Annotated in this window: 20 protein-coding genes and 1 tRNA gene; 10 read left to right on the top strand and 11 right to left on the bottom strand. The window is 75.1% G+C overall.

The window, feature by feature from the left end; genetic code table 11:
• Positions 1-36: 36 nt before the first annotated feature.
• Complete coding sequence (locus tag ABZ719_RS18075; protein WP_366726159.1) at positions 37-1,440, bottom strand: glutamine synthetase family protein; 1,404 nt, start codon at positions 1,438-1,440, stop codon at positions 37-39.
• 58 nt (positions 1,441-1,498) lie between these two features.
• Positions 1,499-2,311, bottom strand: a complete 813-nt coding sequence (locus ABZ719_RS18070; RefSeq protein ID WP_366726158.1) for an SAM-dependent methyltransferase — start codon at positions 2,309-2,311, stop codon at positions 1,499-1,501.
• Positions 2,312-2,605: 294 nt separating this feature from the next.
• Here ABZ719_RS18070 and ABZ719_RS18065 point away from each other — a divergent pair, with 294 nt between their 5' ends.
• Entirely contained in the window at positions 2,606-3,487 is an 882-nt protein-coding gene (locus ABZ719_RS18065) for a Cof-type HAD-IIB family hydrolase (protein WP_366726157.1), read from the top strand.
• Between the two features lie 52 nt (positions 3,488-3,539).
• On the opposite strand, the gene ABZ719_RS18060 is transcribed toward ABZ719_RS18065, so the two are convergent.
• The 3 genes from ABZ719_RS18060 to ABZ719_RS18050 all read right to left on the bottom strand — a co-directional run bounded on the left by ABZ719_RS18060 (position 3,540) and on the right by ABZ719_RS18050 (position 5,689).
• Complete coding sequence (locus ABZ719_RS18060; protein WP_366726156.1) at positions 3,540-4,235, bottom strand: endonuclease; 696 nt, start codon at positions 4,233-4,235, stop codon at positions 3,540-3,542.
• A gap of 22 nt (positions 4,236-4,257) precedes the next feature.
• Positions 4,258-4,740, bottom strand: coding sequence for a DNA starvation/stationary phase protection protein (locus ABZ719_RS18055; RefSeq protein ID WP_366726155.1), 483 nt, complete (start codon positions 4,738-4,740; stop codon positions 4,258-4,260).
• Positions 4,741-4,861: 121 nt separating this feature from the next.
• A complete protein-coding gene (locus tag ABZ719_RS18050; protein ID WP_366726154.1) occupies positions 4,862-5,689 on the bottom strand; it encodes an alpha/beta fold hydrolase in 828 nt (275 codons plus the stop codon).
• A gap of 162 nt (positions 5,690-5,851) precedes the next feature.
• Between ABZ719_RS18050 and ABZ719_RS18045 the strand changes: the two genes are divergently transcribed.
• The 3 genes from ABZ719_RS18045 (at position 5,852) to ABZ719_RS18035 (ending at position 9,782) form a co-directional block, all read left to right on the top strand.
• A complete protein-coding gene (locus ABZ719_RS18045) occupies positions 5,852-7,039 on the top strand; it encodes a thiolase family protein (RefSeq protein ID WP_366726153.1) in 1,188 nt (395 codons plus the stop codon).
• Positions 7,040-7,272: 233 nt separating this feature from the next.
• Positions 7,273-8,778, top strand: a complete 1,506-nt coding sequence (locus ABZ719_RS18040) for a long-chain fatty acid--CoA ligase (RefSeq protein ID WP_366726152.1) — start codon at positions 7,273-7,275, stop codon at positions 8,776-8,778.
• Positions 8,779-9,008: 230 nt separating this feature from the next.
• The gene (locus ABZ719_RS18035) at positions 9,009-9,782 is read left to right on the top strand and encodes a sulfite exporter TauE/SafE family protein (protein WP_366726151.1); all 774 of its coding nucleotides are present in this window, start codon (positions 9,009-9,011) and stop codon (positions 9,780-9,782) included.
• A gap of 34 nt (positions 9,783-9,816) precedes the next feature.
• On the opposite strand, the gene ABZ719_RS18030 is transcribed toward ABZ719_RS18035, so the two are convergent.
• Positions 9,817-10,005, bottom strand: coding sequence for a hypothetical protein (locus tag ABZ719_RS18030; RefSeq protein WP_366726150.1), 189 nt, complete (start codon positions 10,003-10,005; stop codon positions 9,817-9,819).
• A gap of 323 nt (positions 10,006-10,328) precedes the next feature.
• Here ABZ719_RS18030 and ABZ719_RS18025 point away from each other — a divergent pair, with 323 nt between their 5' ends.
• Together ABZ719_RS18025 and ABZ719_RS18020 are read left to right on the top strand one after the other, a co-directional pair.
• Positions 10,329-11,414 (top strand): protein kinase, encoded by a 1,086-nt coding sequence (locus ABZ719_RS18025; RefSeq protein ID WP_366726149.1) that lies wholly within the window; start codon positions 10,329-10,331, stop codon positions 11,412-11,414.
• Between the two features lie 10 nt (positions 11,415-11,424).
• Positions 11,425-11,898, top strand: a complete 474-nt coding sequence (locus tag ABZ719_RS18020) for an RpiB/LacA/LacB family sugar-phosphate isomerase (protein ID WP_366726148.1) — start codon at positions 11,425-11,427, stop codon at positions 11,896-11,898.
• A gap of 56 nt (positions 11,899-11,954) precedes the next feature.
• Here the strand turns inward: ABZ719_RS18020 and ABZ719_RS18015 are convergent, their stop codons facing one another.
• On the bottom strand, positions 11,955-13,007 hold the full coding sequence (locus ABZ719_RS18015; RefSeq protein ID WP_366726192.1) for a galactosyldiacylglycerol synthase: 1,053 nt from the start codon (positions 13,005-13,007) through the stop codon (positions 11,955-11,957).
• A 340-nt stretch (positions 13,008-13,347) separates the two neighbouring features.
• Between ABZ719_RS18015 and ABZ719_RS18010 the strand changes: the two genes are divergently transcribed.
• Both ABZ719_RS18010 and ABZ719_RS18005 read left to right on the top strand, forming a co-directional pair.
• Complete coding sequence (locus ABZ719_RS18010) at positions 13,348-14,196, top strand: SDR family NAD(P)-dependent oxidoreductase (RefSeq protein ID WP_366726147.1); 849 nt, start codon at positions 13,348-13,350, stop codon at positions 14,194-14,196.
• A 101-nt stretch (positions 14,197-14,297) separates the two neighbouring features.
• On the top strand, positions 14,298-15,089 hold the full coding sequence (locus ABZ719_RS18005) for a polysaccharide deacetylase family protein (RefSeq protein ID WP_366726191.1): 792 nt from the start codon (positions 14,298-14,300) through the stop codon (positions 15,087-15,089).
• Here the strand turns inward: ABZ719_RS18005 and cobF are convergent.
• Together cobF and ABZ719_RS17995 are read right to left on the bottom strand one after the other, a co-directional pair.
• On the bottom strand, positions 15,049-15,819 hold the full coding sequence (gene cobF / locus ABZ719_RS18000) for a precorrin-6A synthase (deacetylating) (protein WP_366726146.1): 771 nt from the start codon (positions 15,817-15,819) through the stop codon (positions 15,049-15,051). The genes ABZ719_RS18005 and cobF overlap by 41 nt on opposite strands.
• 350 nt (positions 15,820-16,169) lie before the next feature.
• Complete coding sequence (locus ABZ719_RS17995) at positions 16,170-16,694, bottom strand: DUF309 domain-containing protein (RefSeq protein ID WP_366726145.1); 525 nt, start codon at positions 16,692-16,694, stop codon at positions 16,170-16,172.
• Between the two features lie 115 nt (positions 16,695-16,809).
• On the opposite strand from ABZ719_RS17995, the gene ABZ719_RS17990 reads away from it, so the two are divergent.
• Positions 16,810-16,883: transfer RNA gene (locus ABZ719_RS17990), tRNA-Pro, on the top strand.
• A 137-nt stretch (positions 16,884-17,020) separates the two neighbouring features.
• Positions 17,021-17,482, top strand: a complete 462-nt coding sequence (locus ABZ719_RS17985) for an SRPBCC family protein (RefSeq protein WP_366726144.1) — start codon at positions 17,021-17,023, stop codon at positions 17,480-17,482.
• Positions 17,483-17,536: 54 nt separating this feature from the next.
• On the opposite strand, the gene ABZ719_RS17980 is transcribed toward ABZ719_RS17985, so the two are convergent.
• Together ABZ719_RS17980 and ABZ719_RS17975 are read right to left on the bottom strand one after the other, a co-directional pair.
• Positions 17,537-18,049 carry a hypothetical protein gene (locus ABZ719_RS17980; RefSeq protein WP_366726143.1) on the bottom strand — a complete coding sequence of 171 codons (513 nt, stop codon included), beginning with the start codon at positions 18,047-18,049 and terminating at the stop codon, positions 17,537-17,539.
• Complete coding sequence (locus ABZ719_RS17975; RefSeq protein WP_366726142.1) at positions 18,046-22,005, bottom strand: polymorphic toxin-type HINT domain-containing protein; 3,960 nt, start codon at positions 22,003-22,005, stop codon at positions 18,046-18,048. The genes ABZ719_RS17980 and ABZ719_RS17975 overlap by 4 nt, the downstream gene beginning before the upstream one ends.
• Positions 22,006-22,257: the final 252 nt, after the last annotated feature.

Below are 22,257 nucleotides of genomic sequence, written 5' to 3'. Positions count from 1 at the left end.
ACCGGCATCCGTGCCCGCGGCCGTCGGCCCGCCCATTCAGTACCTCCAGCGGTAGGCCGCCGCCACCTGCTCGTCGTCCAGTCCGTCGGCGGCCGCGATCTCGCCCCGGCGCACGGCGGTCACCGCGTCGGCCAGGACCGGCCCGAGGGCGTCGCGCAGCAGGGTGTCCCGGCGGAACGCCTCGACCGCCTCGGCCAGGGACACCGGCAGGCGCCGTACGCCCCGGGCCGCGGCGGTCGCCGCGTCGAGCCGCGCGGGATCGCCGGTGGTCTCCTCGGGCAGCGGGGCACGGGTGGCGATGCCGTCGAGACCGGCGGCGATCAGGGCGCCCAGCGTCAGGTACGGGTTGGCCGCGAGGTCGACCGGCTTGACCTCCAGGTTCGAGGCCCGCTCGCGCACACCGAGCGTCCCGGTGACGACGCGCAGCGCGCACTCGCGGGTCTCCCGCCCCCACGCGGTGAACACCCCGGCCCACTGGGAGGGCCGCAGCCGCAGGTAGCCGGCGGGGCTCGGCGCGGTCACCGCCGTCAGCGCGGGCAGGCGGGCGAGCAGACCGGCGGCGAAGGACTCCGCCTCGGCCGTCATGCCGTACCGGCCGGAGCCGCCGGCGTGCAGGTTGGAGCCGTCCCGCCAGGCGGACAGGTGGACGTGGCCGCCGTTGCCGACGCCCTGGGCGAGGACCGCGGGGGCGAAGGAGACCCGCAGTCCGTGCCGCTGGGCCACGGCCCGCACGGTCTGCCGCACCAGCACGCTCCGGTCGGCCGCCGCCACCGGGTCCAGGGCGCCCACCGACACCTCGAACTGCCCGGCCGCGTACTCGGGGTGGAACTGCTCGACCTCCACGGCCTGCGCCGCGAGCGCCGCCAGCAGGTCGGCGCCGTAGTCGCTCACCTCGACCTGCCGGACGGCTCCGTAGGCCGGACCGGAGACGGCGGGTTCGAACACGCCCCGAGGCGCCGTCCCCCGGCCGAGCACCCACTCGATCTCGACGGCCGCCTTGAACGTGATCCCGTGCCGCTGCCGCGCGTGCGCCGTGATCCGGCGCAGGACGGTACGGCCGCACCCCGGGTGCCGTTCGCCGTCCTGCGTGATCCGGTCGACGGGCGCCCAGGCCCAGCCGGGCTGGGCGGCCAGCGCCACCAGACGGTCGAGGTCGGGGTAGAGCCGCAGGTCGCCGTCCGGGGAGCCGAGGACGTCCGTGGTGACGACCGAGTCGTCGGAGAGGAAGGTGTCGAACACCGGTGACATGCCCACGCCCCACGCCACCGCGTCGGGCAGCCGCGCGACGGGCACCGTCTTGACCCGGGTGATCCCGGCGGTGTCGACGTAGGCCAGGACGACACCGTGCACGCCCTGCCCGGCCAGTTCGGCGGCGAGCGCGCCGGCCCGCTCCACCTCGCCGGGGCGACCGCCCGGCACGGGGTCGGCGTGGGTGGTCATACGTACTCCATGGGGCTGCCTCGGGGCGTGCGGCGAGGGTGCCGCCGCGCCGCCCGGGTCAGGGCTTCACGGCCACCGCGCCGAACTGCGGCACCACGGCGGGGGCCTCGGCCCCGGGCCGCCACCGCGAGCACGGCACCAGACCCGGCTCGACCAGGTCGAGACCGTCCAGGAAGGCGGCGACCTCGGCCCGCGGACGGGCGGTGATCGGGGGAGTGGCGTTCTCGTTCCAGAACGCCATGGCACCCACGTTGCCCTCGCCGCCGAGGTCGGCGTCGACGGTGGGGTGGGTGAGGACCAGGTAGCTGCCCGACGGGACCGCCGCCATGACACGGTGGACGATGTCGCGCGCCTTGTCGGTGTCCAGGACGAAGTTCAGGATGCCGAGCATCATCACGGCGACGGGCCGGCCGAGGTCCAGCGTGGCCGCGGCCCGCTCGACGATGGCCTGCGGGTCGTGCACGTCCGCGTCGATGTAGGCGGTGGCGCCCGCGGGGGTACTGGTCAGCAGGGTGCGCGCGTGGGCGAGGACGATCGGGTCGTTGTCGACGTACACGATGCGCGCCTCGGGAGCCAGGCGCTGGGCTATCTCATGGGTGTTGTCGACGGTCGGCAGCCCGGTGCCGATGTCGAGGAACTGCCGTATGCCGCGCTCGGCGGTCAGGAAGCGCACCGCCCGGCCCAGGAACTCGCGGTCCGCGCGCGCGACCTCGCGGATCACCGGGAACATGCCGGCCACGTGCTCGCCGACCCGCTGGTCCACCTCGTAGTTGTCCTTGCCGCCGATCCAGTAGTTCCAGACCCGCGCGTTGTGCGCCACCCCGGTGTTCAGCCTCGGCGACCCGCCCGTCGGGATGCTGCTCTCGCTCACGTCCGCGCTCCTGGTTCCTGTCCGCTCGGTGCATGTCCGCCGACGGCACGGCGCAGACCGCGCAGTCTCCCGCCATTGTGCCGCGCGAAGATCACCCTGTCCCGGGAATCGACGCACCCGCCCGCCCGGGGCCGCGGCCGTCGTGGCCCGGCGGCACTCGGGGCGGCCGCCGGCGGGGTTTGCCCGGCGGCGGGGGGACGTGTTTGTCTCGGAGGCCGGCGGGGGAGCCGTTCCGGCTGTTCCCGCCGCTCCGCCACCCGTCCGGCGCCCCCGCGCCCCCACAGGAACCGGGACATGTCCAGCACTCCCTCGCCCCTGCTCACCGCCCCCGTCAGCCGCCCCGGGGACCCCGCCGGTCCGGCCGGCATACGGCTGATCGTCACCGACATGGACGGCACGCTCCTCGACGACGCCCAACGGATGCCCGCGGGCCTGTGGCCGGTCCTGGCCGAACTGCGCCGCCGCGGTGTGCTCTTCAGCCCGGCGAGCGGGCGCCAGTACGCCACCTTGGCCGAGCAGTTCGCCGGCGCGGACGAGGGCATGGTCTTCATCGCCGAGAACGGCACGTACGTCGTCCGGGACGGCGAGGAACTCAGCTCCGACCCGCTGGCGCCCGCGGTGGCCGTCCGGCTCGTGTCGGCCGTACGGGAGCTGGCCGCCGGGGGCGCGGACGTGGGCGCGGTGATCTGCGGCAAGCGGTCCGCCTACGTGGAACGGTCCGACGAGGCGTTCCTCGCGGAGGTCCGCAAGTACTACGTACGGCACGAGGTCGTGGCGGACGCAGCCGCCGTCGACGACGACGTCATCAAGGTGGCCGTCTTCGACTTCGGACCGGCCGAGCGGACGACCGCCCCCGCCCTGGCACCGTTCGCCGCCACCCACCAGGTCGTCGTCTCCGGCGAGCACTGGGTCGACGTCATGAACCGCACCGCCGACAAGGGCGCGGCGCTGCGCCGTCTCCAGCGGGAGCTGGGCATCACGCCCGCGCAGACCCTGGTGTTCGGCGACTACCTCAACGACCTGGAGATGCTGGACGCCGCCGACTGGTCCTTCGCCATGGCCAACGCGCACCCCGACGTGATCCGCCGGGCCCGTCACCTGGCGCCCTCCAACAACGACAACGGCGTCCTGCGGACCATCAGCCGCCTCCTCGGCCTGCCGCTGCCGCGGGGCTGAGCGCCTGCCCGGGGCCGGGGCGGCCGCCGCGCACGGAGCGTGCCCGGCCGGGTCAGCCGACCGAGCCGGCCACCTTCTTGTCGAGCGCCGCGCGCACGAGTGCCGCCGCGAGGACCTCCGGGCCCGTGCCGCCGGCGAGGGCGGTCAGCCGGCCGGGGTCGGAGGGCAGGCCGAGGCGTTCGGCGCCCGACAGCGCCTTGGCGTCCAGGAAGGGGGCGACCTCGGGCCACACGCCCTGGACCTCCCGCAGGAAGATGTCCGCGCCGGCCGGACCGAGCCCCGGTACCTCCCGCAGCAGCCCGCGCAGCGCAGCCACGTCGCCGCCGGCCTCCGCGCGCAGCCGGCGCAGGTCACCGCCCCAGCGTCCGATGACCAGCTCGGCGCCTTCGCCGAGCTGGGTGGCGGTGCGTTCGTCGTAGCGCCGGTAGCCGCCGCGGCCCAGCGCGTCCACCCGCGCCCGCCGGCCGGCGGCGGCCATGCGGCGCGGGTCGCGCAGTCCGGCGCCGGACAGCTCCCGGGCCACCGCGACGGCGACCGACCCGCGGATGCGGGCGCTGAGCAGCACGGCGAGCACCAGCAGCCGGTACAGCGGCTGCGGGGTGTTCTTCAGGGTGATGCCGGCCTCCTGCGCGAAGGTCTCGCCGTGCCGCCGGGCCAGCTCGCGCAGCACCGCTACCCCGCGCCGGTCGTCCTTCTCGTCCTTCTCTCCGGCGCCGGGCGCACGGCCGGCACCGGTGGCCTCACTCATCGTGGCCCCTGGCCCTCACGCTTCAGTCGTCGCGGGAGACGTTCTCCGCGGCGAACATCCACCGCTGCTTCTCCAGCTCGGCGGTGATCGTGATCAGCAGGTCCTGGGTGACCGGGTCGGGCTTCTCCGTCGCCTCGATGCGCTCGCGCAGCCGGGCGATGGCGGCCTCCAGGGCCTCGATCATCACCTCGACCACGTCGGTGTCGCGCACCCAGCCGTCCTTCGGGCCGGGCAGCGTGAACGCGGAGGCGATCGTCTCGGGACGGCCGTCCGGCGGCAGGCCGAGCGCCGAGGAGCGCTCCGCGACCGTGTCGGCGAACTCGCGGGCCGCCGCCACCACCTCGTCCAGCTGCAGGTGGATCGAGCGGAAACGGGGTCCCACGATGTTCCAGTGCGCCTGCTTACCGATCAAGGAGAGCCCGAGAAGATCCACCAGGGTGCTCTGCAGTGCCTCCCCGGTGACCTGGCGTGCCGACTCGGGAATCGTGCTCTTCACGACAGTCATGCGGTGGTTCTCCCTCGTGGGGTCGTCTTGGCGGTACCGAGCGGGTGCCCGGCGCGTGCTCCCGCAAACCGGGCAGGTGCCCCCGCGGACGGTCCTGGTCACGACGCCCCGTGGGGGGTCCTCAGCGGGGCAGGACCCGGTCCAGGAAGGCCGTCACGTCCGCGAAGACCTCCGCCCGGTTGGTCTCCAGGAACACCTCGTGCCGTGCGCCGGGATAGATCCGCTCGGTCAGGTCGCCGCCGGCCCCGGCCGGGCCGCCGGTGAGCTGCTCCACCCCGGGCCGGCTCCCGGCGAGCGGCACCAGCCGGTCGTCGTCCCCGTGCAGCCACAGCACGGGCAGCCGGCCGACGTCGCCGCCGTCCGCGACGGTCCGCAGGGTGCGCGCGAACGCCTCCACGGTCGGCCGCTTCATCGGGCCGTGCCACACCAGCGGGTCCGCCGCGTAGGCCGCGCCGACCGCCGGGTCCCGGGAGAGCGCCGCCGCACTGATCGGCCGGTCGGGGATCTCGTCCAGGGCGAGCAGCCGCCCGGGCAGCTCCCAGGCGCCGATGACCGGGCCGGACAGCACGAGCGCGGTCAGCTCGTCCCCGTGGCGCTGGGCGTAGCGGGCCGCGACCAGGCCGCCCATGGAGTGGCCGACCAGGACCAGCGGCAGGCGCGGGTGCGCGGACCGGGCGAGGTCCGCCACGGCGTGCACGTCGCTCACCACGTCCTCGAAGTCCTCGACGACCACGCGCTCGCCCGCCGACTTGCCGTGCCCCATGTGATCGGGCGCGTGGACGGCCGCGCCGAGCCCCCGGAGCACGTCCGCCACCTCCTGGTAGCGCCCGGCGTGCTCGCCGTAGCCGTGGACGAGCACCGCGAGGAAGCGCGGGCGCGGGTGCGGCCACTCGTGGACGCACAGGGTGCCCCGGGTTCCGGTGAGGACGTGCTCGCGGGTGTCGGCCATGTCTCCTCCTGCGGGGTCGGCGGGTCCGGAGGGGATCTTCCCAGCGGGCCGGTCCGCGGTCTATAGTCCGAAACTAGCAGTGCTAATTAATGGTCGTCCGGGACCGAGCGGTGACCCCGCGCCGTACCGTCCGGCCGTACGAGCCCTTCGAGGAGTCCTGCCGTGCGTCCCGTCCACTTCGCGGCCGCCCGCCGCACCCCGATCGGCAAGCTGCGCGGGACCCTGTCCTCCGTACGCCCCGACGACCTCGCCGCGGCGGTGATCCGCGCCCTGCTCGACGGCGTGCCCGCCCTCGACCCGGCCCGCGTCGACGACGTCTACTGGGGCGCCGCCAACCAGGCCGGCGAGGACAACCGCAACGTCGCCCGGATGGCCGCGCTGCTCGCCGGGCTCCCCGAGTCCGTGCCCGGCGCCACCGTCAACCGGCTCTGCGCCTCCGGCCTGGAGGCCGTCACCACCGCCGCACGCACCATCGCCGCGGGCGAGGCAGACATCGTGCTCGCGGGCGGCTCCGAGTCGATGAGCCGCGCCCCCTTCGTGCTGCCCCGCCCGGACGAGGCGCTGCCGCACCGCATCGAGACGTACGACACCCGGCTCGGCTGGCGCCTGGTCAACCCGGCGATGAAGGACCTGCACGGGCTGCTCTCCATGGGCGAGACCGCCGAGGAGGTCGCCGCGCGGTACGGCATCGCGCGCGACCGCCAGGACGCGTTCGCGCTGCGCAGCCACCGGCGCGCCGCCCAGGCACGCGCCGACGGCCACTTCGACGCCGAGATCCTGCCCGTGAAGCGTCCCGACGGTACGGTCGTCGACCGCGATGAGTGCATCCGCGAGGACACCTCCTACGACAAGCTCGCCCGGCTGAAGCCCGTCTTCCGCGCGGACGGCACGGTCACGGCGGGCAACGCCTCCCCGATGAACGACGGAGCCGCCGGTCTCCTCCTGGTCAGCGAGGAGGCGCTGAACGACCTGGGCCTGCGGTCCCTGGGCCGCTACGTCGCCGGCGCCTCCGCGGGGGTCCACCCCGACGTCATGGGCATCGGTCCCGTCCCCGCCACCCGCAAGGCGCTGGCCCGCGCCGGATGGGGGATCGGCGACATCGAGGAGGCCGAGTTCAACGAGGCGTTCGCCGCCCAGGCCCTCGCCTGCGTCGACCAGCTCGGCATCGACGAGGACCTGGTCAACCCGAGCGGCGGCGCCATCGCCCTCGGCCACCCGCTCGGCTGCTCCGGCGCCCGCATCCTCACCACCCTGCTGCACCGCATGGACCGCACCGGCGCGGCCCGCGGCCTCGCCACGATGTGCGTGGGCGTGGGACAGGGCAGCGCCCTGCTCGTCGAGCGACCCTAGACCCGCCCGGACACGTCCTGGGCGTGGGACTCGGCCCGGGACACGTCCTGGGCTTGGGACCGGGCCCGGGCACGTCCCGGGACCCGCCCGGCCGGCAGGCACGTCCCCGGGCCCCGCGCCGCCCCCCGGCCGTGCCGGAGAGCGCCGTGACGAAACCGGCCGTACCCCCGCGCCGGAACAAGCCGCCTCCCCTCACCGCAGCAACGAAGCCGCACCTGAAGGAAGTACCCCCCATGGCAACCCTCTCCGTCGCCGCCATCCTCGCCGAGAACGCCCGGCGCCGCCCCGACCGGACCGCCCTCGTCGAAGGCGACCTGCGGCTCACCTTCGCGCAGGTGTGGCAGCGGGCCCGCGCGCAGGCCGGGGCGCTGGCCGGGCTCGGGATCCGGCCGGGTGACAGGGTCGCCCTGATGGCGCCGAACACCGCCGAGTTCCCGCAGGCGTACTACGCGATCGCGGCGGCCGGCGCGGTCGTCGTGCCGGTCCACCTGCTGCTCTCGGCGGCCGAGGCCGAGCACGTCCTGAAGGACAGCGGCGCCACCCTGCTCCTGTGTCATCCGGCGCAGGCGGAGACAGGCACCGCCGCCGCCCGCGCCGCCGGGGTGAGGGTGGTCACGCTCGGCGCCGAACTGGAGGCACTGGCGGCCGGCGCGCAGCCGTTGGCGTCCTACGTCACCCGGGCCGCCGACGACCCCGCCGTCGTCTTCTACACCAGCGGCACCACCGGCGTCCCCAAGGGCGCCGTGCTCAGCCACTTCAACCTGGTGATGAACGCCACCGTCAACGCCTTCGACGCCAACGACATCCGCCCCGACGACATCGCACTCGGCGCGCTGCCCCTCTTCCACGCCTTCGGGCAGACGGTGTCGATGAACTCCACCTGGCGGGCCGGGGCGACCCTCGTGCTGCTGCCCCGCTTCGACGCGGCCCGCGCGATCGAGCTGATGGTGAAGGAGGGCGTCAACACCTTCCACGGCGTGCCCACGATGTTCGTCTCCCTGGCCGCCGCGGCGGCCGGCGCCGACGTCCTCCCGGAGCTGCGCGTGTGCGTCTCCGGCGGAGCCTCCCTGCCGGTCGCGGTGCTCGAACGGTTCGAGGCGGCGTTCGGGGCGAAGATCTACGAGGGGTACGGGCTGTCGGAGACCTCCCCGGCGGCCGCCGTCAACCAGCCGGTGTTCGGCGCGAAGCCCGGCAGCATCGGCCACCCGCTGTGGGGCGTGGACGTGGAGATCGCCCGCGCCGAGACCGAGGACCGCGTCGAACTCCTGCCCCCGGGCGAACTGGGCGAGGTCGTCGTCCGCGGCCACAACGTCTTCTCCGGCTACCTCGGCCGCCCCGAGGCCACCGCCGAGGCCCTGGTCGACGGCTGGTTCCGCACCGGCGACCTCGGCACCAAGGACGACGAGGGCTTCCTCAGCATCGTCGACCGCAAGAAGGACGTCGTCATCCGCGGCGGCTACAACGTCTACCCGCGCGAGGTGGAGGAGGTGCTGCTGCGCCACCCCGGCGTCGCCCAGGTCGCCGTCATCGGCCTGCCCGACGAACTGCATGGCGAGGAGGTGTGCGCGGTCGTCGTGCCGGCCCCCGGCGCCCCGGCGGACGCGGCCGCCGTCACCGCGTGGGCCAAGGAGCGGCTGGGCCGCCACATGTACCCGCGCCGCGTGGAGTTCACCGACGCGCTGCCGCTCGGGCCCAGCATGAAGGTGCTCAAGCGGGAACTGCGGGCTCGGTACGCCTGACGGAGGACGGCGGGGAAGCGGGACGGCGAGGGCGGGACGGCGGGACGCGAGCGGTCCGCGGCCGGCGCACCGGCCGCCTGAGCCCCCTCACATCAACGCACCGGCCGCCTGAGCCTCCCTCACATCAGCCCGCCACTCACGTCAGTCGCCCACGCCCCGCAGGTCCCGGGACCACCTGGCGAGACGCCGGTTACCACCGGATCCTGCCCGGACGTACCATCGGTCTCCGCATGGACACGATGACTCTGTGGCACCTGTCCGGCTGGGCCTTCGCCGCGCTCGCGTCCGCGGCCCTGCTGGTGGGCTTCTCCAAGACCGCCGTCAACGGGGCCAACACGGTCAGCCTCGCGATCTTCGCGGCCGTCCTCCCCGCGCGCGCCTCGACCGGGGTGCTGCTTCCGGTCCTGATCGCCGGAGACGTGCTGGCCGTACTGACCTACCGGCGCCACGCCCACTGGCCCACGCTGTGGCGGCTGTTCCCGGCGGTCGCGGCCGGAGTGGTCGTCGGCACCCTGTTCCTGCTGCGGGCCGACGACGGGGTCGTGCGGATCTCGATCGGTGCCATCCTGCTGCTGATGGCCGCCGTCACGGTGGTGCGGCGCAGGGCGGCCGAGCGGCAGGAGGAACCCGGCGCGGTCACCACCCGCGCCGGCCGCCTCAAGGCCCGCTCCTACGGTGTCCTCGGCGGCTTCACCACCATGGTCGCCAACGCCGGCGGCCCGGTGATGTCGATGTACCTGCTCTCGGCCGGTTTCCGCAAGCTCGGCTTCCTCGGGACGTCGGCCTTCTTCTTCCTGATCGTCAACGTCTCCAAGGTGCCCTTCAGCGTGGGGCTCGGGCTGATCGACGGCCGCTCCCTGCTGCTGGACGCGGTGCTCGTGGTCTTCGTCGTGCCCGGCGCCGTGTTCGGCCGGTGGGCCGCCGACCGGATCGACCAGCGGCTCTTCGAGCGGCTGGTGATCGCGGCGACGGCCGTCGGGGGAGTGCAGCTGCTGCTGGGTTAGGGCAGGGTCCGGCGGGCCTGCCCCAGGGATCCCGTCAGCGGCAGGGGACCGACGGGGCGGTGGAGGCCGAGGCGGTCGCGCGGGCCAGGGCCGCCCGCAGGCGGTCGTAGCGCTGCACGTTGGTCCAGTCGTCGGCGCGCCGGGTGCGCCCCGCGCAAGAGCCCCACAGGGCCGCCATGATCGCGGCCGCCAGTGGGATGAGCAGCCAGGTCAGTGGGTCCAAGGTCGTCCTCACCCTTCCTGAGTGGATCAGCGGGTCACGGCGACGATGACATACATGATCAGTTCTACATACTGGTACGAAGTGGGATGTTCCGCTTTTCACCCGTAAGGGTCCCGTACGTCACGATGGTCGTGATCCGCCGGCCGTCGCCGAAGGTAAGACGCCGGTCGGCGGAAGGCCAAGTGATCGTTAAGATGGGCCGGTTGCCGCGCCCCGGAAGCGGTGCCCGGCTGCGGCCGTGCCCGCCCGCGGGGCGGGGCTCGTGCGGGGGGATTGCGGGGACATTGGTGGCTACGGGGATTGAGGGCGGTCTACAGGTGCTGGTGGCGGATCGGTACCGGCTCCACGCGGTCATCGGGCGGGGCGGGATGGGTGAGGTCTGGCGGGCCCAGGACGAGGTGCTCGGCCGGCCCGTCGCGGTCAAACTGCTGTTGAGCGACCTGGCCGACGCCTCGGCCGAGGCCCGCTTCCGGCTGGAGGCGCAGACCTCCGCCCGGCTCAACCACCCCCATGTGGTGGGCACGCTCGACTTCGGCACCTGGGAGCACCGCTGCTTCCTCGTCATGGAACTGGTCGACGGCGACAGCCTCTCCGGGGAACTGTCCTCGGGCGGTCCGCTCACACCCGAGCGGCTGGCCCAGGTGGCCGAGCAGGCCGCCGAGGGGCTGGCCGCCGCGCACGCCCAGGGCATCGTGCACCGCGACATCAAGCCCGGCAATCTGCTGAGCGACCGCGACGGCACCGTCCGCATCGGCGACTTCGGCATCGCCCGGTTCGTCGACGACCCGTCGGCCGGCCTCACCACGACCGGCCAGATCGTCGGCACCGGCCTCTACCTGGCGCCCGAACGCGCCATCGGCACCCCGGCGTCCTCGGCCTCCGACATGTACTCGCTGGGCTGCGTCCTCTACCAACTGGCCGTGGGCCGTCCGCCGTTCGAGTCGGACACCGCCACCGGACTGCTGTACCAGCACGTCGACTCCCCGCCCGTGCCCCCGCACCAGCGCGGCGCCGCGCTGCCCCCCGCCTTCGAGGCGTACCTGCTGAGCATGCTCGCCAAGAGCCCCGAGGAGCGGCCCACGGCCCGGCAGACGGCGGACTGGTTCCGCAGCGGCGCCTGGCGCGGGGCACCGGAACCGCTGCCGCCCGAGCAGCCGGGCCTCGCCCACGAGCCCTACGCCGCCGCGCCCCACCCGGGCCCCGGGCGGGCGGTACCGGACCGGACCGCCGCGCACCCGCAGGTCCCGGGGGTGGACACCGGCTGGAACACCACCGTCCACCGGGTGCCCCCGCGCCGTCCCGGCGTGCGCACCTCGCTGCGGCGCCACTCCCGGCTGGTCGCCGTCGTCGGCGCGGCCGCCCTGTTCGTCTGCGCCCTCCTGCTCGGCATGACCCTGTTCCAGGCGTAGCCTTCCGGGCATGCGGATCTCCGTCTCCTCGGACATGCCCGAACCCGTGGCCCACGCCCTCGTCGCCGCATTGCGTGAGCGCGGCCACGACGTGGTCACCCACGGCGCCCTGCGGGCCGGCGACGATCCCCGGTGGGCGGTGTGCTCCCGGGCTGCGGCCCGCGACGTAGCCGAGGGCCGCAGCGACCAGGCGGTGGTGTGCTGCTGGACCGGGACGGGCGCGTCGATCGCCGCGAACAAGGTGCCGGGCGTCCGCGCCGCCCTGTGCACCGACGCGTACACGGCGGACGGCGCGCGCCGCTGGAACGACGCCAACGTCTTGGCCCTCGGCCTGCGGCTGACCTCCGAGCCCCTGCTGAAGGAGATCCTCGACGCCTGGTTCGCCGCCGTGCCCAGCGAGGACGCCGAGGACCGCGGGAACGTGGACCACGTGATGCGCCTGGACCGGGTCCGCCCCGGCGGGAGCGGGCCGACGACGGGGTGAGCGTGCCCGTGTGAGGACGACGGGTGGAGCGGGGCGCGCGGAGCCGGGGCTTCCGGTCACCCGCGCAGGCGTACGACCTCCGTCAGCGCGTCCGTCCCGAACAGCGCGCGCCCCGCCGCGATCCGCCGCTCCCGCTCCGGACCCTCCGCCGTGAGGCGGGCCAGGGACCGCACCAGACCGGTCTCGTCCCCGGCGTGGTCGGACACCCCGAGACCGGCCATCGTGCGGACCCCCTCCGCCCCGTGCCCCGGCAGCGGCCGGTACCCGACGACCGGCACACCCGCGGCGAGCGCCTGGACGGCCGTCTGCCCGGCCGCGTTGTCCACCAGCGCGGCACAGGCGTGCAGCAGCTCCGGCATGTCCCTCACCCAGCCGGGGGTCAGCACCCCGGGCACGCCGGACAGGGCCCGCCGCAGCCGTTCGTTGCGCCCGCACAGCACGACGGGCAGGAAGCCGTGCGCCGCGAGCAGCCGCGCGGTACGGGGCAGCCGCGCGCCCGCCCCCCAGGCACCCGCGGAGACCAGCACCGCCGGGCGCCCGGGCGCCTGCCGCGCGAACCGGTCCCGCCACTCGGCCGCCCCCGCCCCCGGCGCGAAGAAGGCCGGGTCCACCACCGGTCCCGTCGCCCGCGCCGGACGGCCCAGGCCCCGGCTCACCTCCCGCGCGGCCTCGTCCGTCAGGCACAGGTGCAGGTCGTTGCCCGGGTGCAGCCACTGGCGGTGCACGGCGAAGTCGACCACGACCACCGCGCTGGGCACCCGCAGCGTCCCGCGCGCCCGCAGATGCCCGGTGAGCTGCGCCGCCAGGTGGAACACGGACACCACCACGTCGGGGCACGTCTCGCGCACCAGCGCCATCAGCGCGTCCCCCGCCAGCCGCGCGAGCGGCGTGCCGCTCGGGCGGGGCCGGGGACCGGGCCGCAGGAAGAGGTCGTAGACACCGGAGTAGACCCACGGACAGTGCCGGACGGCGCCCTGGTAGCCCGCGCGCAGCCCCGCGCCCAGCCCGTACGGCAGCAGCTCCAGCACGTCGACGACGTCGGCCCGGCCGCCGGCGGCGCGGGCCCGGCGGGCCAGTTCCGCGGCCACCGTGTCGTGCCCGGAGCCCATGCTGGCGCTCACCACGAGCAGTCGCCCCGCCCCGGTGACGGAGCCCTCACCGGGAACGGGACCGCCGACGGCGGCCGGGCCGGTCCCCGGGGCGGCCGAGGGATCCCGCCCGGCCCCGGTCACGGGACCCCGGGCGGCGGGCAGCGGTGGCGGCGCGGGCGTTTCGGACGACACTGGAAGTGAGTAACCCTCACCCACCGCAGTCAAACGAACCGACCCGCCCCAGCCCGTCCCGCGTTTCGGACCCGGCCACCGGGATACTCCACGCCCGGCATGGCCGTCCCGGACCACCGGCGCCGCACCGGCGGCCCCGGGCCCGTCGATCCAGAGGTGCGCCCCCATGACCCAAGCCCCTTCCCGCGTACGGTCCGGCTCCGGGCTCCGCGCCGAGGCACCGGCGACGCAGGGCGCCGAGCGCCGCAGAAGCGCCGACGGCACGCCCACGGGCGGGGGCGCGCTGGTCACCGGCGCCTCCTCCGGGATCGGCGCGGCCGTCGCGCGGCGGCTCGCGGCGGAGGGCGGCTGGCGGATGGTGCTCAACGGGCGGGACCGCGCACGGCTGGAAGAGGTCGCCCGGGGCACCTCCGCGCTGGCCTATCCGGCGGACCTGTCCGGGCCGGGGGCCGAGCGCCGGCTCGCCGAGTTCGCACTCGACCGCGTAGGCCGGGTCGACCTCCTCGTGGCCGGCGCCGGCATCGGCTGGGCGGGACCGTTCAGCACGATGCCGCAGTCCGCCATCGACGAGGTGTTCGACGTCAACGTGCTCGCCACGGTGCGCCTGGTCCGGCTGCTGCTGCCGCACATGGTGGGGCAGGGCGCCGGCCGGGTGGTCATCATCGGTTCCCTGGCCGGGACGGTCGGGGTGCGCGACGAGGCCGTCTACTCCGCCGCCAAGGCCGCCCTGGGCGCCTTCGCCGACGCCGTCCGCTACGAACTGCGCGGCACCGGCGTCGGCATCAGCCACGTGGTGCCCGGCGTGGTGGACACCCCGTTCTTCGACCGCCGCGGCGTACCGTACCGCCGGTCGCGGCCCAGGCCCGTCCCGGCGGCCCGGGTCGCCGACGCCGTCTGGGAGGCGGTCACGCGGGGGCGGGACGAGGTCTACGTCCCCGGCTGGACCCGGCTGCCCGGCCGCGTCCGCGGCGCCGCGCCCGGCCTGTACCGGCGCCTGGCCGCACGGTTCGGGTGAGCCGGGTGAGCGACCGGGGAACGGGACGGCGCGGGTCCGGGGCCGTCGGCACCCTCACGCGGGCCGCGGGTGTCCCGCCGCTCACGGCCGCGGCCCTCGCGGTGCCGGCCGCCGTGTCCGCCGTGGCGGCCGCCCACATCGTCCCCGCCGCCACCTGGCTGCCGCGCCTGCGCTCGCGCTGCTTCCCGCGCCTGGCCGGCCACGGCAGGTCCGACCACGTCGCCCTCACCTTCGACGACGGCCCCGACCCCGCGACCACGCCGTACTTCCTGGACGTCCTGGACCGGCTCGGCGTACGCGCCACCTTCTTCGTGCTCGGGGAGAGCGCCGCCCGCCATCCCGCGCTCACCCGCGCCGTCACCGCGCGCGGCCACGAACTCGGCGTGCACGGCTGGACCCACAGCCGCCCGTGGCTGCCCGCCCCCGGCCGGGACCTGCGGGAGACCGCGCGCGCGGTCCGCGTCGTGCACGACCTCACCGGCCGCCGGCCCCTGTGGTACCGCCCTCCCTACGGCATCCTCACCGCGGGCCGCTGGACGGCCGCCCGGAGCCTGGGGCTGCGGCCCGTGCTGTGGTCGGCCTGGGGCCGGGACTGGACGGCGGACGCCACCGCGGTCACCGTGCGGGACTGCGTCCGGGCGGACCTGCGCGGCGGCGGCACGGTCCTCCTGCACGACACGGACCACGCCTCGGCGCCGGGCTGCTGGCACGCCGCCCTCGGTGCCCTGCCCGGCCTGGTCGCCGCCTGCCGCGACGCCGGCTGGGAGGTGGGCACCCTGGCCGAGCACGAGGTGGGCCGCGGCACGCCCCGGCGGCGCCCGGCCGGGCGTGCCGCCCCCGCCCCGGCCGCCCCTACCCCTTCGGCCTGCGGCGCAGCAGATACGTGTCCATGATCCAGCCCTTGCGTTCCCGGGCCTCGGCACGCAGCCGCTCGATGCGCGGGGCGGTCTCGGCGAGGGGGCCGCAGGCCAGGATCTCGTCCGGAGTGCCCAGGTACGCGCCCCAGTAGATGTCGATGTCCTGGTCCGCGTACCGCCAAAACGTCCGGTGGGCGTCGAGCATCACCACCACGTCGTCCACGCCCTCGGGGAACCCCTCGGCGAGCCGCCGGCCCGTGGTGATCTGCACGGGACGGCCGATCCGGTTCAGCCCGGTGCGGTGGCGGGCCGCCAGGGCGGAGACGCTGCTGATGCCGGGCACGACGTCGTACGTGAAGGCGACCGACCCGCGCGCCAGCACCTCCTGGAGGATCCCGAGCGTGCTGTCGTACAGCGCGGGGTCGCCCCAGACCAGGAACGCGCCGGTCGCGTCCTCACCCAGCTCCTCGGCGATCAGCCGCTCGTAGACGCCGGCGCGGGCGCCGCGCCACTGCCCGACCGCCGGGGAGTACGCCGCGCCGTCCGCGGCACGGTCCCGCTCCGGGTCCCGCGCCTCCACCACCCGGTAGCCGCCCGCGGGCAGGTGCGTGCGGAGGATGTCGCGGCGCAGCCGCACCAGGTCCGCCGTCACCTCGCCCTTGTCCAGGACGAAGAACACGTCCGTGTCGCGCAGCGCCCTGACCGCCTGCAGAGTGAGCTGGTCGGGGTCGCCCGCACCGATACCGATGACATGAATCTTCCGCACACCCCGAGTCTGCCGCAGGCCACCGACACCCCCGCACCGGCCGCCCCGCCGCGCCCGGGCCACCGGACCCCGACGCACCGCCCGCTCGGCCGGCCTCCGCCCCCGGCGACCCGGCCCGCAGGCACGTATCGGCCCGCCGGCTGGCCTTTGCGCACTGGCCACCTCGCCCGCAAGCACGCACCGCCCGCCCGGCCCCACGCACTGCGCGCCCCCACACCCCAACCGGCACCACACCGGCCGCCCGGCCGCCGGCCCGACGCCCGTCCCGCCCCCCCAACCCACCAGCCCCCTGCCGTCGCCCGCCGCGCCCGTCGTCCTTCCGCTCCGCCGCGCCCGCCGGTCCCGTCCGCCTACGTCTCGCGCCTCAGCCGGGGTGCTCGTTCGGCCGCGTCCACGGGGGCCGCCGTCCCGCTCTCCACGGCGACGGCCAGTTCCTGCGCCCAGGCGACGAGACCGGCCAGGTCGAGGCCGTGCGGCTCGCGCTCGCCCGTGTCCGCCGTCCACTCCCGCACCGCGCCCGCCCCGCGCCGCAGCAGCCGGGCGCCGCCGGTGACGTTGCCGCGGGCGGCGTGGGTCAGCCCGACCGCCAGCTGGGCCAGCCCGCGCCACAGACCGCGTTCCCCCGCGGGCCGCGACTTCCAGGCGTCCTCGAACACCTCGTGCGCGTGGAACGGCCTGCCCGCCTCCAGCAGCTCCTGGGCCTCCGCGACCGTCTCCGCGGGCGTGCGCACCACGCCCTCGGGCTGCCGGGCCACCCCGTCCGCGCCGTAGGGCAGGGGGCGCCCCAGGCCGTCCCGGGGCCTGGCGTTGCGCGCCCGCCCCTCGCTGTCCCGGTCGCGTGCGCCGGCCGCCCGGCCGGAGGATGTGCTGCTCATGGTGCGATTCTGCCCCCCGCCGCCCGCCCCGCCCGAGCGCCCCCTTCGGCGCGGCCCCCGGCGTGCGGTAAAGTGACGTTCACGCGATCACGCGGGTCACCGCACGTGAGCGCGTCGGGACGTGGCGCAGCTTGGTAGCGCACTTGACTGGGGGTCAAGGGGTCGCAGGTTCAAATCCTGTCGTCCCGACTCGTAGGAGTCGCAGGTCAGGGCCGATTCCGGAGCGATCCGGGACCGGCCCTCGATCGTTTCCGGGGCGGCACGGTCGGCGTGTTCGTCGCGTCACGCCCGTGTTCGCGGGGCCGGCCCGCCGCTACGGTGGGCTCATGCAGCCTGTCACTGTGTCGATCGACGTGCCGCGGACGCCGGAGCAGGTCTACGAGTTCCTCGAGGTCATGGCGCACCACCAGCGCTTCACCGACCACTACCTCTCCGGCTGGCGCTGCGACGGCCCGGCCCGGGGTGTCGGGTCGCGCGCCACGGTCACCGCCGCACTGGCCGGCGCGAGGACCGAGGTGACCATCGAGACCGTCGAGGCGGACGCACCGCGGCGCCTGGTCGAACGCAACGTCAGCGCCGCCGGCCGGCGGCTGGCCCAGGGCACCTACACCATCGAGCCGCAAGGCGCCGGCGCGAGCCGCGTCACGTTCACGTACGCCTGGCGGCGCGCCCCGCTCGCCGACCGGCTGCTGGCGCCCCTGGTGCGGACCGTGATGCGGCGCGCCAACCGCACGGCCCTGCACCGTCTGGCCGCCGAACTGAACCGTTCCTCTGGCGGCCCCGGATGACGGACGGGGGCGGGCGCCCGGCCGGTGGCCGGGCGCCCACCCCCGCCGTTCCCGTCAGGTGGTGCTCGTGGTGGACGACTGCAGGACCGTGCAGCCGGAATCCCACCAGGGGAGATCCGCGCGGATCTCGTCCAACCGGTGCTCGGAGTAGTCCGGCAGGCCCTCGGGGATCCCGGCGGCCTGCAGGAGATGGAACTCGGCCGCCGTGCCGGAGAGGGAGAGCTCACCGTCCGGGAAGAGGCCGAGGTCCATCCGCCATTCCCTCCTGGTCACCGAGGGCACGCTGTTCATGATGGCGAAGGGGAGCAGCGTGCGTTCCAGCGGCTCCTCCTGCCACCGGAACGTGTGCAGTCCGCGGACCACCAGGAGAGCGGCGTTGCCCGTGTCGTACTGCAGCGCGGTGCGCATGTCCAGGAGCAGTCCCGCACGGCCCGTGGGAGGAGACACCCGGCAGTCCAGGAGGTGCACCTCCTGCAGCGCGGCTTCCTCCCGCAGCGGGTCCCAGTCGACGGGAACCGCCCGCGTGACGTCCGCGGCGCCGGTGAACAGTTCTTCGATGGAGATCACGGGATCGGGATGTGGTAGTAGGGATCGGACTTCGCGATGTCGGCCCGGCCGGTCAGCGGGTGCACGGTCTGTCCCACGGCGTTCAAGTATTCCACGTAGCCGTTCGGGTACTGGAACTTGCCCTTCGTGACCGGATCCATGACCCGGACGTAGGCGACCTTGTCGCTGAGCCCGTTGGCGACGGCCTCGCTCTTCTTGATCTCGTACACCCACCCCTTGAGGTTGTTGGCCGTCGCGACGGCCTTGCGGCCCTTGGGGAGCCACAGCTTCTCCCCCTTGGGACCGAGGACGTCGGCGATCAGGCACCGGCTGTTGTGGACCAGGACGGGGGTGCCGCCGGCCAGCACGTAGTACGAGTGCAGGCCCTCGACCGTGAGGTTGTAGGTCCGTGCGAAGCCGCTGTAGAACCGGCTGTCTTGGACGGTGACGGTGTCCCCGCCGTCGGTCCTGAGCGTCATGCCCGGCCGGAGGTCGGCCGCCGCAGTCCACTTGCCCTCGGACGGCGACCAGAAGGGGTGCTCCTCCGTGGCCGTCAGCTTCTCCCGGCCGCGCGGGGTGGAGACGCCCAGCTCGGTGAAGTACTTGTCGTGCTCGGTGACGATCAGGTCGGTGACCCTGCGCGGCCCGGTCAGCCCGGTCACCGGGTCCGTGGCCAGCACCCGGTCGCCGGCCCGGACGGACTCGATGGCCTTCACCGAGCGGTCCGCCATGAGGACCCCGGTGCCCGCGAGGAAGCACTCGGCGCACTTCTGGGCCATGCGCGCGGCACGGCTGCTGTCGATCGCGCCCTCCACGCCCTCGACCGACTTCTTGAGGAGCTTGAGCTTGCCGACGGGCAGGAAGTTCATGGCCGCCAGGGCGCACTTGCCGAGACTGGGGTTCTTCGCGCAGTCCTTGGCGTCGTTGAGGCCGAGGATCTCCCAGGCGAACTCCTTCATCGTCGGGTCGATCGTGGGGAACACGAGTTCCTGGCCGGCCAGCGCGCACGGCGGGAGGCTGTCCCGGTTGACCGGGATGTAGCACTTGGGCTTGCTCTCCTCCTCCTTCTTGCGCCGTTCCGCGGCGACCCGCCGCGCTTCGGCCTCCTCGGCCTGGCGCTTGGTCACCACGTCCTTCCAGGCCGCGGCGGCCTCCTTGCCGGCCTCCTCGGAGCTCTTCCCGGCGGCCACCGCGTCGGCCTGGGCCCGGTCGCTCGCCTGCTTGGCCTCGTAGGCGGAGGTGCGCGCGTAGTCGGCGGAGAACTCCGCCTGCGCGGCGGACTCCTCGGCCGCGGCGGCATCCCGGGCGGCGCGGTCGGCGGCGGCCCGCGCGGTGGTCGCGGACGCCTTGGCCTGCTGGGCGCTGGTCTCGGCCCGGTCGGCGGCGGCGTCGGCGTCGGCGGCGTAACCCGCGGCGTCCCTGGCGCTCTGCTCGGCGTCCTTCTTGGCCTTGTCGGCGTCGGCCGAGGCGTGCTGCGCCTCGGCGGCGGCCTGCGCGGCGAGGGCGCTGTTCTTGCGGGCGGTGGCCGCGATCTCCTGGCCCTCGGCGATGAGCCGCTGCATCTGGGCGACGTGCGTGTCGGCGAGGGCGTCCTTGCGGGCGGCCATGAACTGGCCCGCCTCGACGAACTGGTGGAGCTGGTCGGCGGGGGCGGCCAGGGCGATCTTGGCCGCGGACCTGACCTCGGGCCCGCCCGCGTTGTACTGCTGCGTGGCGGCCACCCGCTCGTCGGCCTGCTGGGCCTCGTACTGTCCCTTGTCGAGGAAGTCGAGCAGGGCCTGCGTGCCCCCGTCCGCCAGGGCCTTCTTGGCGCCCTCCTTGACACCGGGCCCGCCGTCGTTGGCGAGCTTGGTGACGGCGACGCGGTAGTCGGCGTTGGCCGCCTGGTGCTGCCCGGTGGTGTAGAAGTCGCGGATCTGCTGGTCGGTGCCGTTCAGGGCCTCGGCGGCGGCGGTGCGCACGGCCTCGTAGGGGCTGTCTGTGGCGAGGTCGGCGACCTGCTGGCGGGTCTCGTCGGCCACGGCCTTGTCCCAGCCCGTGCGCAGGTACTCGATCACGTCGGCGTCGGTGCCGGACAGGGCCTGCGCGGCGGCGTCCTTGCGCCAGGAACCGAAGTACTGCATCGCCCGCAGCGCGACGGCGCGGCCCTTGGCGGCCAGCGCGGCCGGGTCCGCCCCCGGCTCGGCCGCCTCGGCGCTCAGGGCCCGGGTGTCGTCCGTGATCGCCTGGCCCTCGATGACCGACCGGGACACGTCGACGGTGAAGCCGTCGGCCGAGGCCTTCTGCGTCATGGCGCCCTCGACGCCCGCGTTCGTACGGGTGTTGAGATCCTCGGTCTCGACCTCCCGCGCGATGTCGAAGGTCTTCTGCGCGGTCGCCACCGCCTTGGTGGCGTCGTCGGCGGCGGCCTTGGCGGCGGCGGCCTGCTTGACCGCCTCCGCCGCCTGGTCGGCGGCCTCACCGGCGTGTTCGGCGGCCGCGTCGGCCGCGTCGGCGGCGCTGTTCGCGTGCGCGGCGGCGGAGTTCGCGGCGTCACGGGCCTCCATGGCCGCCGCGGCCGACTTGCGGGCCAGTGCCTCGGCGGCGTTGGCGGCGCGGTTGGCCTCGGCGGCGTGCCGACGGGTCTCCGCGGCGGCGGCCCGGGCCTCGGCGGCGCTGCCTCCGGCGGCCTCGGCGTAGTCGGCCGCCTCGTCCGCCGCGGCCGCCGCCTTGTTCGCGTTCCCGGTGGCGCTGCGGGAGGCGGCCGCCGCGTCCGCGGCGGCGAGCGAGGCCTTGCCGGCCTGCTCGGCGGCCTGCGCCGACTTCTTGGCCAGCGCCCCCGCCTTGCGCGCCTCGGCGGCCCGGTCACGGGCGGCCTGCGCGTTGTTCTTGTCCTTGCTCGCGGCGTACGCCGCGTTCGAGGCGCGGCTCGCGGCCTCGGCCGCCGCCGCCGCGGCGTTCGCGGTCTGCGCCGCGGCCAGCGACGCCCTGCGGGCCGAGCGGTTGGCCGCGTCGGCGGCACCGATCGCCTGCTGCGCGGCGGCGGCCGCGGCCCGGGCCGCGTCGGCGGCCTGCCCGGCCTTCAGCGACGCGCGCTGGGCGTCGTTCTTCGCCGCCTGCGTCTCCCGGGCCGCCTTCTGCGCGGCCTCCTCGGCGAGCGCCGCGGCGGCGATGGCCTTGCCGGACGCCTCCTCGGCCTCGTCGGTGGCGTGCTCGGCCTGCTTGCCGGCCTTCTCGGCCTGCTCGATCAGCTGCTCGATCGTGGCGCGTTCCTGGTCGCGGTTGCGCGCGACGAACTGGCCGACCTCCAGGAACTCGACGACGTCGTCGGGGGTGCCGCGCAGCGCGAGCTTGGCGGCGGCCTTCACGTTCGGGCCGCCGCTGTTGTAGAGCTTGCTGACCTCGACCCGTTCGTCGGTCTGCTGCGCCTTGTACTGGTCGATCCGCAGGAACTGCTTGAGGTCCGCGGACGTGCCCTGCAGCGCCTTCTTGCCGGCGTCCTGGACGCCGGGGCCGCCGAAGTTCACGACCCGGGTGGCCTGCACCCGCAGGTCCTGCTCGTCCGCCGTCTTCCAGCCCTCGTCGAGGAAGGCCTCGACATCGGCCGGGGTGCCGGCCAGCGCCTTCTTCGCGGCCTCCCGCACGGCGGGGCCGCCGGCGTTCACCACGCGGGAGACGTCCACGCGGTCGTCGATCTCCTGGATCGCGGGCGCGTCCGTGAGGAACTGCCGGACGTCGTCGTCCGTGCCCACGAGCGCCTTCTCGGCCGCTTCCTTGATGCCGGTGCCGCCCCCGAGCCAGTACCCCACCACCAGACCGCGGTTGGCGGCCGGGTCGGGGTCGGCCGCGACGGCCGGAGAGGCGCCCAGGAGGGTTCCCGTGAGCGTGACGGCCAGTACGGTCGCGCAGGCGGCCCGCAGGCCCGCTCCGCGCGCCGGGCCGCCCCGTCGCGGTCTGCGGCTGTGCCCGGGTGGTATCGGGCGTGATGGTTGTTTCACCTGACGGTCCTTCATGGATCGGTGACCGGACTCCCGGCGGAACACCCCTGGGCGGGACCGGACACAGGAGTCCGTGTCCCTCGTCCCCGGGCTCTCGCAGGAAACGGAGCAGCCGGGCCCCCACGGCTGCCGACAGGTGGTGGCAGCACGTCAGGAAGGCCCATAACCGCAGGTGGTGACGCCGGAGCCCACTTATTTACGGATCTTACATGTGCTTTACTTCAGCTCGACGAGGCGATTACTCCGCCTTCA

The sequence above is a fragment of the Streptomyces sp. NPDC006743 genome (assembly GCF_040703815.1).
Lineage (GTDB): Bacteria > Actinomycetota > Actinomycetes > Streptomycetales > Streptomycetaceae > Streptomyces.
This window is presented reverse-complemented; position numbering and strand designations above follow the sequence as displayed.

Coding starts and splice junctions, on each gene's coding strand:
- ABZ719_RS17995 (WP_366726145.1), bottom strand. CDS start 16,694: ATGAGCAGCACATCCTCCGGCCGGGCGGCCGGCGCACGCGACCGGGAC.
- ABZ719_RS18060 (WP_366726156.1), bottom strand. CDS start 4,235: ATGAGTGAGGCCACCGGTGCCGGCCGTGCGCCCGGCGCCGGAGAGAAG.
- ABZ719_RS18035 (WP_366726151.1), top strand. CDS start 9,009: ATGGACACGATGACTCTGTGGCACCTGTCCGGCTGGGCCTTCGCCGCG.
- ABZ719_RS18010 (WP_366726147.1), top strand. CDS start 13,348: ATGACCCAAGCCCCTTCCCGCGTACGGTCCGGCTCCGGGCTCCGCGCC.
- ABZ719_RS18015 (WP_366726192.1), bottom strand. CDS start 13,007: ATGGGCTCCGGGCACGACACGGTGGCCGCGGAACTGGCCCGCCGGGCC.
- ABZ719_RS17985 (WP_366726144.1), top strand. CDS start 17,021: ATGCAGCCTGTCACTGTGTCGATCGACGTGCCGCGGACGCCGGAGCAG.
- ABZ719_RS18020 (WP_366726148.1), top strand. CDS start 11,425: ATGCGGATCTCCGTCTCCTCGGACATGCCCGAACCCGTGGCCCACGCC.
- ABZ719_RS18075 (WP_366726159.1), bottom strand. CDS start 1,440: ATGACCACCCACGCCGACCCCGTGCCGGGCGGTCGCCCCGGCGAGGTG.
- ABZ719_RS18040 (WP_366726152.1), top strand. CDS start 7,273: ATGGCAACCCTCTCCGTCGCCGCCATCCTCGCCGAGAACGCCCGGCGC.
- ABZ719_RS18065 (WP_366726157.1), top strand. CDS start 2,606: ATGTCCAGCACTCCCTCGCCCCTGCTCACCGCCCCCGTCAGCCGCCCC.
- ABZ719_RS18050 (WP_366726154.1), bottom strand. CDS start 5,689: ATGGCCGACACCCGCGAGCACGTCCTCACCGGAACCCGGGGCACCCTG.
- ABZ719_RS18055 (WP_366726155.1), bottom strand. CDS start 4,740: ATGACTGTCGTGAAGAGCACGATTCCCGAGTCGGCACGCCAGGTCACC.